At 67.1% G+C, this 14,301-nt stretch carries 11 protein-coding genes; 8 read left to right on the top strand and 3 right to left on the bottom strand.

Annotated elements, in window-relative coordinates; translation table 11 throughout:
- Position 1 precedes the first annotated feature (1 nt).
- On the bottom strand, positions 2-2,956 hold the full coding sequence (locus tag ACV7NN_RS18580) for an MMPL family transporter (RefSeq protein ID WP_463351033.1): 2,955 nt from the start codon (positions 2,954-2,956) through the stop codon (positions 2-4).
- Between the two features lie 110 nt (positions 2,957-3,066).
- On the opposite strand from ACV7NN_RS18580, the gene ACV7NN_RS18585 reads away from it, so the two are divergent.
- Entirely contained in the window at positions 3,067-3,735 is a 669-nt protein-coding gene (locus ACV7NN_RS18585; protein ID WP_463351034.1) for a TetR/AcrR family transcriptional regulator, read from the top strand.
- A 46-nt stretch (positions 3,736-3,781) separates the two neighbouring features.
- The gene (locus tag ACV7NN_RS18590) at positions 3,782-4,675 is read left to right on the top strand and encodes an SGNH/GDSL hydrolase family protein (RefSeq protein WP_463351035.1); all 894 of its coding nucleotides are present in this window, start codon (positions 3,782-3,784) and stop codon (positions 4,673-4,675) included.
- A 24-nt stretch (positions 4,676-4,699) separates the two neighbouring features.
- On the opposite strand, the gene ACV7NN_RS18595 is transcribed toward ACV7NN_RS18590, so the two are convergent.
- Positions 4,700-5,554, bottom strand: a complete 855-nt coding sequence (locus ACV7NN_RS18595; RefSeq protein WP_463351036.1) for a sugar phosphate isomerase/epimerase family protein — start codon at positions 5,552-5,554, stop codon at positions 4,700-4,702.
- Between the two features lie 131 nt (positions 5,555-5,685).
- On the opposite strand from ACV7NN_RS18595, the gene otsA reads away from it, so the two are divergent.
- Together otsA and otsB are read left to right on the top strand one after the other, a co-directional pair.
- The gene (otsA, locus tag ACV7NN_RS18600; RefSeq protein WP_463351325.1) at positions 5,686-7,218 is read left to right on the top strand and encodes an alpha,alpha-trehalose-phosphate synthase (UDP-forming); all 1,533 of its coding nucleotides are present in this window, start codon (positions 5,686-5,688) and stop codon (positions 7,216-7,218) included.
- An 11-nt stretch (positions 7,219-7,229) separates the two neighbouring features.
- Entirely contained in the window at positions 7,230-8,054 is an 825-nt protein-coding gene (gene otsB / locus ACV7NN_RS18605; protein ID WP_463351037.1) for a trehalose-phosphatase, read from the top strand.
- Positions 8,055-8,064: 10 nt separating this feature from the next.
- On the opposite strand, the gene ACV7NN_RS18610 is transcribed toward otsB, so the two are convergent.
- Complete coding sequence (locus ACV7NN_RS18610; RefSeq protein ID WP_463351038.1) at positions 8,065-9,033, bottom strand: magnesium transporter CorA family protein; 969 nt, start codon at positions 9,031-9,033, stop codon at positions 8,065-8,067.
- A 111-nt stretch (positions 9,034-9,144) separates the two neighbouring features.
- On the opposite strand from ACV7NN_RS18610, the gene ilvD reads away from it, so the two are divergent.
- Genes ilvD through ilvC form a run of 4 tightly spaced genes read left to right on the top strand, consistent with a single transcriptional unit; the run spans position 9,145 to position 14,266 of the window.
- Entirely contained in the window at positions 9,145-10,839 is a 1,695-nt protein-coding gene (gene ilvD, locus ACV7NN_RS18615; RefSeq protein WP_463351039.1) for a dihydroxy-acid dehydratase, read from the top strand.
- A 45-nt stretch (positions 10,840-10,884) separates the two neighbouring features.
- A complete protein-coding gene (locus ACV7NN_RS18620; protein WP_463351040.1) occupies positions 10,885-12,690 on the top strand; it encodes an acetolactate synthase large subunit in 1,806 nt (601 codons plus the stop codon).
- Positions 12,691-12,693: 3 nt separating this feature from the next.
- Positions 12,694-13,203, top strand: a complete 510-nt coding sequence (gene ilvN / locus ACV7NN_RS18625; protein ID WP_463351041.1) for an acetolactate synthase small subunit — start codon at positions 12,694-12,696, stop codon at positions 13,201-13,203.
- 34 nt (positions 13,204-13,237) lie between these two features.
- Positions 13,238-14,266 carry a ketol-acid reductoisomerase gene (gene ilvC, locus ACV7NN_RS18630; protein ID WP_463351042.1) on the top strand — a complete coding sequence of 343 codons (1,029 nt, stop codon included), beginning with the start codon at positions 13,238-13,240 and terminating at the stop codon, positions 14,264-14,266.
- Positions 14,267-14,301 lie beyond the last annotated feature (35 nt).

Here is a 14,301-nt window from a genome sequence, read left to right on the forward strand (position 1 = left end):
GTCAGGCTTTCTGTGGGATGCGGTCGGCGGTGTGGCGGGGCGCGCCGGTCGGGCCGGACTCGTGCGCTTCTGCGTGGTCGGTCGCCGCGCGGTCGAGGGTGATGGATTCGGCGTGCGCGTCGGTCGGGAGCACATCGTCGACGGCGGCGAGGTCGGCCGCGCTCACGACGAGGGCGAACGGGCGTCCGTCGATGCGGGCGCGGGAGAATGCGTCGCTCAGCTCGAATCGCAGGCGGCGTCGCTCGGCCGGGTCGTCGACGCGGTCGATGTCGTCGATGGCGAGGATCTGCGGCGAACCCTCCAGCGCGCGTCGCACATCGTCGACGGGGGTCGTGCTGACGGCGAGCCGCGCGACGGCCACTCGCGAACGCACGGCGGAGCGCCGCGTCGGCAGGACGAAGCCGGCCACCTTGAGCTTGCCGCCGTCGGACGCGAGACGACCGGCGATGGTGAGCAGCAGGGCGGACTTGCCGGCGTGGTGGCCGCCGCCGACGACGAGAATGGCCCCGTCGTCCACGCGGAACGACACATCCGAGAACACGGGCTCGTCGCGGAGCGAGACGCGGAGCCCCTCCGCTGCTGCCAGCGCCGTCGAGCCGGGTTCCGGCCAGTCGGCCAACTCGATCTCCTTCTGCAGGCCGTCGCCCTCGATGTCGAACGAGGGGAGCACCCGGTCGAGCCAGCGCGGCATCCACCAGGCTTTGTCGCCGAGGAGTTGGAGCACGGCGGGCACCAGCGTCATCCTCACGATGAAGGCGTCGACGAACACGCCGACCGCGAGGCCGAGCGCGATCGGCTTGATCGAGGCGTCGCCCTCCGGCACGAAGGCGGCGAACACGGAGATCATGATGATCGCCGCTGCCGTGACGACCTTCGCGGAGCCGACGAAGCCGCTCTGCACGGCCCGGCGCGCGTCGCCGCCGTGCACGTAGTCTTCGCGGATCCGGCTGACCAGGAAGACCTCGTAGTCCATCGCGAGCCCGAAGAGCACGCCCATCAGGATGATCGGCATGAAGCTGATCACCGGACCCTCTTTGGCGACGTTGAGGATGTTGCCGAACCATCCCCATCCGAAGACGGCGGCGACCGCACCGAAGGCGGCGCCCACGGAGAGGAGGTAGCCGAGGGCCGCCTTGATCGGCACGGCGATCGAACGGAAGACCATCGTCAGCAGCACGAGCGACAGGCCGACGACGAGGATGCCGAACGGCAGCAGCGCGCCGCCGAGCCGATCGGACACGTCGATCTGCACCGCAGTCGCGCCGGTCACCGCGAGGTCGACATGGTAGGTGTCGAGGAAGTGCTGGTGCTTCGCGCGGATGTCCGCGACGAGTTGCGCGGTCGCGGGCGAGTCGGGGGCGGTGGTGGGGATGACCTGGATGATCCCGGTGTCCGCCGTCTGGTTCGGGGTCGCGACGGGCACGGCCGCGACGCCGGGCATCGCGGCGATCTCGTCGCCGATCTTCGTCATCAGGCCGACCGGGTCGGTGCTCGAGACGATCGACCCGGTGACGATGAGCGGTCCGTTGTAGCCGGGACCGAAATGCTCCGAGACGAGGTCGTAGGTCACGCGCGCGGGATCACCGGCGGCATGCGATCCTGCGTCGGGCAGGGCGAGGCGCAGCTGGGCCGCGGGGATCGCGGCGATCCCGAGCGCGACGATCACGGCGACGATGGTCACGATCGGGTACCTCGTGACCGAGCGGACCCAGCCGCGGAAGAACCCGGGCGGAACCTCCGCTTTCGCCGCGTGGGCGAGCGAGGTGCCCTGGGCCGGGGCAGGAGCAGGAGCGAGCGTGCCGCGCGACGGAATGGTGGATGCGTCGCCGGCGAGACCGCGCGCGCTCGCCGCACCGGCACCCGCATCCGATGCCGAGGCATTCGTCACCGCCGCGCGGGCGGCTGCCCGCTCGCGACGGCGCGCCGCACGGTAGCCGGGCGTGATCCGCTTTCCTGCGAATCCGACCAGGGCAGGCGTCAGCGTCAGCGAGATCAGCACAGCGATGGCGACGGCCACGGAGGCGGCGATGCCCATCGTCGTCAGGAAGGGGATGCCGGCGACGGAGAGCCCGACCAGCGCGATGATGACGGTGATCCCGGCGAACAGCACAGCGGAACCGGCGGTCGCCACGGCCCGGGCCGTCGACTCCTCCGGGTCCACCCCCATCTTCAGCTGGCTCTGATGTCGGGAGATGACGAACAGCGAGTAGTCGATTCCGACCGCCAGACCCAGCATCAGCGCCAGCAGGGGAGTCGTCGACGAGATCGGCCCGAACAGGGTCGCGATGAAGATCAGCGAGACAGACAGCAGGACGCCGAGAAGCGCGGTGAGCAGCGGCATGCCGGCGGCGATGAACGAGCCGAACGTCAGGATGAGCACGACGAGAGCCACGCCGACGCCGATGAGCTCGGTGGCGCTGATCGTCGGCAGGCTCTGCGAGAAGACCTGCCCGCCCACGGCGACCTGCGAGCCGGCCGGAAGCGCGGCCTTGAGGTCTTTCCCGGCGGCCTGGATTGCGCTCTTCGTGTCCGCGCCGACCGTGCTCTGCTGGCCCTTCAGCTGCACGGTGATCACGGCGGCCGAACCGTCGGAGGAGATCGTGTTCTTCACGAGGTCGCTGTAGGGAGAGGTGACGCCGGCGACCCCGGAGATGCCCTCGATCGATTTCACCGCGTCGGTGACCGGTGTCGTGATGTCGGATGCGCGGACGGTGCTGCCGTCGGGTGCGACCACCACCACCTGGGCGGAGGTGCCGCTCACCTGGGGGAAGTTGCGGCTGAGGGTGTCGAGGGCTTGCTGCGATTCGGTGCCGGGGATACTGAAGGAGTTGTCGGTGCCCTGGTTGAGGAGGACCGCGCCGCCGCCGATCGCCACAAGAAGGATGAGCCACAGGGAGACCACGAGCTTTCGGCTGCGGAACGCCCAGCGGCCGATCGAATAAAGCAGAGAGGACACGCGTTCTCCTACGCAGAAGGTATTGTGAAGTTCGATACAGCGACGTATCCGATACTTGAATGTATCGAATACACTCGTGTATTCAAAAGCGGATTCAGGAAGGTTTCAGCTTGGTCTCTTCAGCACTGATCGATGACGCGCCCTCCGAGTCGGCGCGGCGACAGAAGACGCGCGCCCGGCTGCTCGACGCGGCCTTCGAGATCTTCGCCGAGAAGGGCGTGCACGCCTCGTCGGTCGAGATGATCACCGAGGCCGCGGGGTTCACCCGCGGTGCGTTCTACTCCAATTTCTCGACGAAGGAAGAGCTCTTCTTCGCCCTCATGGAACGTGAGAACGCCCTCAGGATCGAGCAGCTCCAGGTGGGTGTCAGCGAGTTCCTCGGGCCGTTCGCGGAGCAGGGCGAGGGCATCCGGGACGAGCTTGTCGGCACGGTCATCGCGAAGGTGCTCGAACTGCAGTCCGACGACCGTCGCTGGTGCCTGGTCCAGAACGAATTCCTGCTGCTCGCGATGCGCGACGAAGAAGTGGCGCGCTCCTATCTCGACTTCCAGAACAGCTTCTTCGTCGAACTGACCACCATCGTGGTCGACGCTCTGGACTCGGTCTCGCGGCGCTTCGTGATCGACCCGCTCGAAGCGGTCCGGATCATCGCCGAGCTCTGTGCGAGCGCCGAGCAGAACGCCATCCTGGCCGGGGACCAGCGGCCGCTGTCCGAGCGCGTGTCGGAGACCATGCCCGCCGTCGTGCTGGCTTTGACCGAGAAGATTTCCTCGAAGTAGCTGAAGAGTTTTGCCGACGTTCTCCCGGACGGGTAGCGTCGATCGGATGCGTCGACGTACTCTCCTGATCACCACTGCAGCAGTGGCGGGGGTGCTTGCGCTCGGCGCGGGCGCGTGGGCGATCGGCGCGTCGACGACCCCGGTCACCGGGCCGGTCCCGGGTCACGCGATCGCCGTGAAGAGCCCGGTGGCGACACCCATCCCCAAGGCGGAGAACATGCCGCCCATGACCCTCACCGGCGACACGCGGTACGTCGCGCTCGGCGACTCGTTCGCCGCCGGGATGGGAGCGGGGGATGAGCACGGCGGCTGCGTGCGGAGTGCTGAGTCGAGCTACCCCGCCGTTTTCGCCGAGGACACGGGAGTCCGCCTGCTGCACAATGCGGCCTGCAGTGGCGCCACGACGGACGATCTGGTGAACAGGCAGCTCTGGGCGCTCAACGGCGACGTCGACCTGGTCACCGTCAGCATCGGCGGAAACGACCTCGGCGTCGCCGCGCTGGCCGCGGCCTGCTCCGCGGGCCCGAGCGCGGACTGCAAGAACGACTTCGCCGCCGCCGTCGACCTCATCGGAAAGCTGACCGATCGTCTGGAGACGACGTACCAGGCCATCGCCGAGGCCGCGCCGAACGCGCGGATCGTCGTCACGGGCTATCCGTTGCTGTTCGAACTGCCGGCGACCAGCAATCCGGAGTTCGCGACGACCGCTGCGGTGAACACGGCGACCGCGGCCCTCAACGCGGATGCCGAATCAGCGGTAGTCCGCCAGCAGGGGCGCGGGGTGAAGATCTGGTACGTGCCCGTGAGCTTCACGAATCACGGAGTCGGAAGCGCCAAGCCCTGGGTCAACACGAAAGGCCCCGCTGCATACCACCCGACCGCGGCCGGCTACCGCGCGTATGCACACGCCTTCGAGGCGGCGCTGGCCGGCCGGCACTGACCGCGATCACGGACACGCGATCGCTCAGCGCGCCCCCGGCATCATCGCGGCGAGCGCCTTGCGAGATCGGGAGAAGCGCGGCCGACGCGGCACCGTCCCATGCAGGCGGGCGAAGTCGAGTGTCTCCACGAGCAGGTCGAGCCGCTCCTGGTCGGTGCGCGCTTTGCGGGTGTTGACCTCGGCGACGATGTTGCCCGTCCACCGCTGCGAACCGAGCAGTTCGAGCACTTCGGCGACCGGCTGGCTCCCGTAGCCAGGCAGCAGGTGCTCATCGAAGACACGACCTTCGTCGAGTGCCCCGGAGCCATCGCACAGGTGCACGTGGCGCAGGCGCTCGCCGAACTCGCGCGCGAGCTGCAGCCCGTCCTGTCCGCTGAGTGCCGCATGCGAGAAGTCGAGCGTGACGGAGTCGCAGTCCATCGTGCGCGGATCCCAGCCCGGCGAATACGCCTTGAGGCTCCTGCCCGCGACCTTCCACGGGAACATGTTCTCGACCGCGATGTCCACCCCGTAGTGCTCCTGTGTTTCGCGCACGATCTGCAGGAAGTTGTCGGCGTACCCTGCCTGCCAGCGGAACGGCGGATGCACGACCACGGTCGAAGCGCCGACGGACCGCGCGAGGTGGGCCGAGCGCTCGAGCTTCACCATGGGGTCGCGACCCCACACGAAGTGGGTGAGCAGCAGCACCGGCGCGTGGATCGACAGGATGGGCATGTCGTATTTGGCCGACAGGGCCAGCAGCGGGCCGGCGTACTGGGTGGTCTCGTCGTTCGTGACCATGACTTCGACGCCGTCGTATCCGGCAAGCCGCGCGAAGCGGAAGCCGTGCTCCGTCGATAACGGATACACGCAGGAGGTGCTCATGCCGATTCGTAGCATCACGGGCAGTTTAGCCAGCCGACCTGAACACCGGATGTCCTTCTGACGAACCGCCGGGGACCTCCTCGCCGGCACGCTGGTAGCCTAAATGGAGTGCGTAAACCGGCGGACGACGACGGACAGGACTCACCATCTCAGCTCACAACGGACACGACGACAGTCATACGGACCCGACCTATGACCTGGTCATCGTCTCGAACCGCCTGCCTGTCGACCGTGTGACCGGTGACGACGGATCGGCGTCATGGAGGCCGTCGCCCGGCGGCCTCGTGGCGGCACTCGAGCCCGTGATGCGGCAGGAGGACGGCGTCTGGATCGGCTGGGCCGGCGTGGCCGACGAGGTGATCGAACCCTTCGAGGCCGACGGCATCAGCATCATCCCGATTCCCCTGAGCGACCAGGAGATCGAGGAGTACTACGAGGGCTTCTCCAACGACACCCTGTGGCCGCTCTACCATGACGTCATCGCCCCGCCGAGCTTCCATCGGGAGTGGTGGGATGCGTACCTGCGCGTCAACCACCGGTTCGCGGATGCAGCGGCCCGGGTTTCCGCACCGGGCGCCGTCGTGTGGGTCCACGACTACCAGCTCCAGCTCGTACCGGCGATGCTCCGCGAGGCACGACCCGACCTGGTGATCGGATTCTTCAACCACATCCCGTTCCCTCCTTATGGGATCTACTCGCAGCTTCCGTGGCGGCGCCAGATCATCGACGGCCTGCTGGGCGCCGACGTGATCGGCTTCCAGCGGCTGGCCGACGCGGGCAACTTCTCGCGCGCTGTGCGCAGGCTCAAGGGCTTCGAGACCCGCGGCCCGATCATCGAGGTGCCGATCGAGTCGGATGATCCGTCCTCCGGGTCGCATCGCCACGTGACCACGAACCGCCACGGCGCCCTCGTGCGCACGGTGCTCGCCCGCCAGTTCCCGATCTCGATCGACACCCAGAAGTACCAGGATCTCGCGAACCGTCCCGAGATCCAGGAGCGGGCGCGACAGATCCGCGAGGATCTCGGCAACCCGACCACGATCATGCTCGGCGTCGACCGGCTCGACTACACGAAGGGCATCGGGCACCGCCTTAAGGCATTCGGCGAACTGCTCGCCGAGGGCAGGATCCAGGTGGATGACGTCACGCTCGTCCAGGTCGCCAGCCCGAGCCGCGAGCGCGTGGAGACATACCGCCTGTTGCGCGACGAGATCGAGCTGACCGTCGGGCGGATCAACGGCGACTACAGCAGCATCAGCCACACGGCGATCGCCTACCTGCACCACGGGTACCCGCGCGAAGAGATGGTCGCTCTGTATCTCGCGGCCGACGTGATGCTCGTCACAGCCCTTCGCGACGGGATGAACCTGGTCGCGAAGGAGTACGTCGCGAGCCGCGTCGATGAAGACGGAGTGCTCGTGCTCAGCGAGTTCGCCGGAGCGAGCGACGAGCTGCGTCAGGCGCTGCTGATCAATCCGCACGACATCGAGGGACTCAAAGAGACGATGATGGCCGCGATCGCCATGCCGCGACGCGAGCGCGCCCGCCGCATGCGCGCGCTCCGCAAGCGCGTGATCACGAACGATGTCGCCCGGTGGTCTGCCTCGTTCCTCGACGCACTGACCCGCAGTGCCCACGGCGACCACCCGCTGCAGAATCCGCCCACCAACCGGGGATGAACCGAACCACGATGACGAACACAGCACCACCCAGCCGCGCCGACTCCGCTCTCGCGCTCGCCGAAGCACTGAAGCGGGCCGCCGCGACCGAACGGCTCCTGCTCGCTCTGGACTTCGACGGAACGCTCGCACCGTTCGTCGACAAGCCCCGCAGCGCCAGGGCCCTGCCTGCGGCGAAGGCCGCCCTCGACCGGCTCGAGCGTGTGCCGGACACGTGGGTGGCCTACGTGTCGGGGCGACCGCTCGCGAGCCTGGAAGAGGTGACCGAAGCGGATGCGGATGCGCTGCTGATCGGGTCCCACGGCGTCGAGCTGCGGTTCGGCCGCGACGGCGACTCGCTCGATCTGACGGACACAGAGAAGGCGACGCTCGCGCGCCTCGGCGAACTCCTCGGTGACATCGTGGATGCGACACCCGGCACGAGGCTCGAGGTCAAGCCCGTCGGTTTCGGCGTCCACACCCGCAACCTCGACGCGGAGGCCGCTGCCGGCACCAACGCCGCAGCCTACGCGGCCGCCGCACAGGTCGGTGGCGAGCTGACGGTCCGCGACGGCAAGGACATCCTCGAGTTCTCCGTACGCGGAGCGGACAAGGGCGACGGCATCGCTCGGCTGCGCGACCACGTGGGAGCGACGACGGTGCTGTTCGCCGGCGACGACGTGACCGATGAAGACGGCTTCGCGGTGCTTCAGAAGGGCGACGTCGGAATCAAGGTCGGCGAAGGCGACACGGCCGCACAGTTTCGCGTCGCTGATCCGGAGACCATCGCGATCCTTCTGGGGATGCTCGCAGACGCACGCGAAGCCTGGGCCGCCCAGCGCTCAACGCGTAGCTGAACCGTTGGCGCTAGAGCCAGTCGTTGCGTTTGAACGCGAAGTAGAGGCCGACTGAGATGACGACGATGAGCGCGCTCGAGACGATGAACCCGGCCTCGGTGGCGAACCCAGGGTAGGGGAGGTTCTGGCCGTAGAAGCCGGTGATAGCCGTCGGCACCGCGATGATCGCGGCCCAGCTCGTCACCTTCTTCATGATCAGGTTCATGCGGTTCCCCTGGAGGCTGATGTTCGTCTCGAGGATGGTGTTCACGAGGTCGCGCAACGACTCCGTCCACTCGGTCGCCCGCAGTACGTGGTCGTAGACGTCCTGGAAGTACGGTGCCATGGAGGTGTCGATCGCTTCGAGGTCGCGCCGCATCAGCGTGTTGACCACTTCGCGCATCGGCAGGATGACACGCCTGAGCAGCACGAGGCTCTTGCGGAGTTCGAACGACCGGCGCTGCACTTCCGGCGATCTCGGCTTCGGGTCGAACAGCGAATCCTCGAGGCCTTCGATCTCCGCATCGAGGTCCTGAACGGCTTCGAAGTGACCGTCGACGACGGAGTCGAGGAGACCCCACAGCAGGAAGGTGACACCGTGGACGGCGAGGTCGGGCTCGTCGTCCCAGCGCTGGACGACATCCGAGATGTCGAATGACTGCTTATGGACCGTGACCAGCGCCCGCTGCGTGATGAACGCTTTGATCGCATGGGTCGAGAGGGTTCCGGACTTCTTGTCGAGGCCGACCGCGTATGCAGCGAGGAAGAGGTGCGTCTCGTACCGGTCGAGCTTCGGCCGTTCGAAATCGTTGATGGCGTCCTCGACGGCCAGCCGGTGCAGGCCCAGCTCTTCCTCGAGCGCCATGAGGTCCTTCCTCGTGGGGTTCGTGAAGTCGACCCAGACGGTCGCCGTCGGGTCGACGATGTGGTCGGAGACGTCGGCGAGCGGGAAGTCCTCGAGCTCGACGATGCCGTTGCGATAGAGGCGCGTGCGGATCATGCGCTCATGCTAGGCCTGCCCGCGCGGCCGCCCGCCGCGCCCGGCTCGTGTCGTCTCCGGGGACGGGCGCTGTGTGAAAATCCGGGGCCACGGTCGTTCTAGACTCGTCACATGCCTGAAATCGACTGGAAACCGCGTTCGCGGGTCGTCACTGACGGGATCGAAGCCACCACCAGCCGCGGAATGCTCCGTGCGGTCGGGATGGGCGACGCCGACTGGGAGAAGCCCCAGATCGGTATTGCGAGCTCGTGGAACGAGATCACCCCCTGCAACCTCTCCCTCGACAGGCTCGCCCAGGGCGCGAAGGAGGGCGTGCACTCCGGTGGAGGCTATCCGCTCCAGTTCGGCACGATCTCCGTCTCCGACGGCATCTCGATGGGCCACGAGGGCATGCACTTCTCGCTCGTCTCGCGTGAAGTGATCGCCGACTCGGTCGAGACGGTCATGATGGCCGAACGACTCGACGGCACCGTCCTCCTCGCCGGCTGCGACAAGTCGCTGCCCGGCATGCTGATGGCCGCGGCACGCCTCGACCTGGCAGCCGTGTTCCTCTACGCGGGATCGATCGCTCCCGGCTGGGTCAAGCTCTCCGACGGCACGGAGAAAGACGTGACCATCATCGACTCGTTCGAGGCGGTCGGAGCCTGCAAGGCGGGCAAGATGAGCGAGGAAGACCTCAAGCGCATCGAGTGCGCGATCGCGCCGGGCGAAGGCGCGTGCGGTGGGATGTACACGGCGAACACCATGGCCTCCGTCGCCGAAGCGCTCGGTATGAGCCTTCCCGGCTCGGCAGCGCCGCCCTCGGCGGACCGCCGCCGCGACTACTTCGCGCACCGCAGCGGTGAGGCCGTCGTCAACCTTCTCAAGCTCGGCATCACCGCACGCGACATCCTCACCAAGGAGGCGTTCGAGAACGCCATCGCCGTCGCCATGGCGTTCGGCGGATCGACCAACGTCGTCCTCCACCTGCTCGCCATCGCCCGCGAGGCGGAGGTCGACCTCACCATCGACGACTTCAACCGCATCGGCGACAAGATCCCGCACATCGGCGACCTGAAGCCGTTCGGCAAGTATGTGATGAACGACGTCGACCGCCACGGCGGCGTGCCCGTCGTCATGAAGGCGCTCCTGGACGCGGGGCTGATCCACGGGGACTGCCTGACCGTGACCGGCAAGACGGTCGCCGAGAACCTGGCCGAGATCAACCCTCCTGCCCCGGACGGCGAGGTGATGCGCACACTCGACAACCCGATTCACAAGACCGGTGGCATCACCATCCTCAAAGGCTCGTTCGCACCGGAGGGCGCCGTCGTCAAGACGGCCGGCTTCGACGCCGACGTGTTCGAGGGGCCGGCCCGCGTGTTCGAACGCGAGCGCGCGGCGATGGATGCGCTCACCGAGGGCTCGATCAACGCGGGCGACGTGGTCATCATCCGCTACGAGGGCCCGAAGGGCGGTCCGGGGATGCGCGAGATGCTGGCCATCACCGCGGCCATCAAGGGCGCAGGGCTCGGCAAGGATGTACTACTATTGACAGACGGACGATTCTCAGGCGGCACAACCGGACTGTGTATCGGCCACATAGCACCCGAAGCGGTGGACGCAGGTCCGATCGCATTCGTGCGCGATGGTGATCTGATACGGGTCGATATCGCAGCTCGCTCCCTCGACCTACTTGTCGACGATTCCGAGCTTGCCGCCCGCCGTGAAGGCTGGGCACCGCTTCCTCCGCGCTATACCCGTGGCGTTCTCGCAAAGTATTCGAAGCTCGTGCACTCCGCCGCGGAGGGCGCGATCACCGGGTAGCTTGCGCTCTCATCATCCGTTTCGTACGTAGGGATTCGCTCACTCATGTCCACGGAACCACCAACGACCGTGTTACCCACACCGCAGCTCGGCAGGGCCGCACCCGAGCAGCTCACCGGAGCCGAGTCGGTCGTGCGCACTCTCGAGCTGCTCGGAATCGATGTCGTCTTCGGCCTCCCGGGCGGCGCCATCCTTCCCATCTATGACCCGCTCATGGATTCGAAGAAGATACGCCACATCCTGGTCCGCCACGAACAGGGCGGCGGCCACGCCGCAGAAGGCTACGCCGCCGCGACCGGCAAGGTCGGCGTCGCGATGGCGACGAGCGGCCCCGGAGCGACCAACCTGGTCACCGCGATCATGGACGCGCACATGGACTCGGTCCCGACCCTGTTCATCACCGGCCAGGTCTTCTCCACGCTGATGGGCACGGACGCGTTCCAGGAGGCCGACATCGTCGGCATCACGATGCCGATCACCAAGCACTCCTTCCTCGTGAAGAGCGCAGCGGACATCCCATCGACGATCGCCGCCGCCTACCACATCGCAGGGACGGGGCGCCCGGGACCCGTGCTCGTCGACATCACCAAAGATGCCCAGCAGGAGACGGTCCCGTTCGTCTGGCCGCCGAAGATCGACCTGCCGGGCTACCGGCCGGTGACGAAGGCGCACGGCAAGCAGATCCTCGCCGCCGCCCAGCTCCTCGCCGAAGCGAAGAAGCCGATCCTCTACGTGGGCGGCGGCGTGATCCGTGCCCGTGCATCCGAGGAGCTCCTGGCACTCGCAGAGGCGACGGGGGCCCCCGTCACCACGACGCTGATGGCGCGCGGTGCGTTCCCGGACTCCCACGCGCAGCACCTCGGCATGCCGGGCATGCACGGAACGGTGCCCGCCGTCCTCGGCCTGCAGGAGGCCGACCTCATCGTGTCCCTCGGAGCGCGGTTCGACGACCGCGTCACGGGCAAGACCGCGCTCTTCGCACCGAACGCGAAGATCGTCCATGTCGACGTCGACCCCGCGGAGATCTCCAAGATCCGCACGGCCGACGTCCCGATCGTCGGCGATGCCAAGGACGTCATCGTCGATCTCACGTCCGCGTTCCGCGACGCGACGAAAGACAATGCGCCCGACCTGGTCGAGTGGTGGACGTACCTGAACGGGCTCCGCGAGGAATTCCCGCTCGGGTACGCGCCGACGACCGACGGGCTGATGGCGCCGCAGTATGTCATCAAGCGCATCGGCGAGCTGACGGGGCCGGAAGGCATCTTCGCGGCTGGCGTGGGCCAGCACCAGATGTGGGCCGCGCAGTTCATCAAGTACCAGCGTCCGAATTCCTGGCTGAACTCCGGGGGAGCCGGCACGATGGGCTACTCGGTCCCCGCAGCGATGGGTGCGAAGGTCGCCGAACCCGAGCGTGTCGTCTGGGCGATCGACGGCGACGGCTGTTTCCAGATGACCAACCAGGAGCTCGCCACCTGCACGATCAACAACATCCCGATCAAGGTGGCGATCATCAACAACTCGTCACTCGGCATGGTGCGGCAGTGGCAGACGCTCTTCTACAACGGCCGCTACTCGAACACCGACCTCAACACCGGGCACGACACCATGCGCATCCCCGACTTCGTCAAGCTCGCCGAGGCGTACGGCGCCCTCGGCATCCGGGTCACGAAAGAGGAGGACGTGGATGCGGCGGTGAAGCTCGCGCTCGAGACCAACGACCGGCCCGTCGTCATCGACTTCGTCGTCAGTGCGGATGCGATGGTGTGGCCGATGGTGCCGCAGGGCGTCAGCAACAGCTACGTGCAGTACGCACGAGAGCACAGCCCCGCGTTCGACGAGGAGGCGTAACCCATGAGCACACACGTCCTGTCACTCCTCGTCGAGGACAAACCGGGTCTGCTGACCCGTGTCGCCGGGCTGTTCGCCCGTCGTGGGTTCAACATCGAGAGCCTCGCGGTCGGCACGAGCGAGGTCGAGGGCCTCTCCCGCATCACCGTCGTGGTCGATGTCGAGGACCTTCCCCTCGAGCAGGTGACCAAGCAGCTCAACAAGCTGATCAACGTGATCAAGATCGTCGAACTCGACCCGGCGCAGTCCGTGCAGCGCGAGCATCTGCTCATCAAGGTGCGCGTCGACAACTCGACGCGATCGCAGGTGCTGGAGGCCGTCAACCTGTTCCGTGCCCGCGTCGTCGACGTGGCCACGGACGCGCTGGTGATCGAGGTGACCGGCGACAGCGGGAAGACCCAGGCGCTGCTGAAAGTGCTCGAGCCGTACGGGATCAAAGAGATGGCCCAGTCCGGGCTCCTCGCGATCGGCCGCGGCTCGAAGTCCATCACCGAACGCGTTTTCAAGAACTAGCTCACCGAACCACATCACTAAGGAGAAACCACTCGTGGCTGAGATCTATTACGACAACGACGCCGATCTGTCGATCATCCAGGGCAAGAAGGTCGCCGTCATCGGCTACGGCTCGCAGGGACACGCGCACGCGCAGAACCTTCGCGACTCGGGCGTCGAGGTCGTCATCGGCCTGAAGGAGGGCTCGAAGTCGAAGCCCAAGGCCGAGGAGGCCGGCTTCCAGGTCCTGAGCGCGGCCGACGCCGCCAAGTGGGCGGACGTCATCGTCATCCTCGCACCCGACCAGGTGCAGCGGCACCTGTACGCCGACGACATCCAGCCGAACCTGTCCGAGGGCAACGCGCTCGTCTTCGGTCACGGCTTCAACATCCGGTTCGGCTACATCGAGGCACCCGAGGGCGTCGACGTCATCATGGTCGCACCGAAGGGCCCGGGCCACACGGTTCGCCGTGAGTACGAGGCCGGTCGCGGTGTTCCCGTGATCGTCGCGGTCGAGAAGGACGCGACCGGCAACGCGTGGCCGCTCGTGCTGAGCTACGCCAAGGGCATCGGCGGCCTCCGCGCCGGCGGCATCAAGACGACCTTCACCGAAGAGACCGAGACCGACCTCTTCGGCGAGCAGGCCGTGCTCTGCGGCGGCGTCTCGCAGCTGGTCCAGTATGGCTTCGAGACCCTCACCGAGGCCGGCTACCAGCCGCAGGTGGCCTACTTCGAGGTGCTGCACGAGCTCAAGCTCATCGTCGACCTCATGTGGGAGGGCGGCATCGCCAAGCAGCGCTGGAGCGTCTCCGACACGGCCGAGTACGGCGACTACGTCTCCGGCCCGCGCGTGATCGACCCGCACGTCAAGGAGAACATGCAGGCCGTGCTCGCCGACATCCAGGACGGCACGTTCGCGAAGCGCTTCATCGCCGACCAGGACGCCGGGGCCCCCGAGTTCTTCGAACTCCGCGCCAAGGGCGAGGCTCACCCGATCGAGGCGACCGGGCGCGAGCTCCGCAAGCTGTTCGCGTGGAACGCGTCGAACGACGACGACTACGTCGACGGCGAAGTCGCTCGCTGAGCTGAATCTCCGTCGAGTCGTCACGAACGCCCCAC

The organism is Leifsonia sp. Ger2509, from assembly GCF_055231915.1.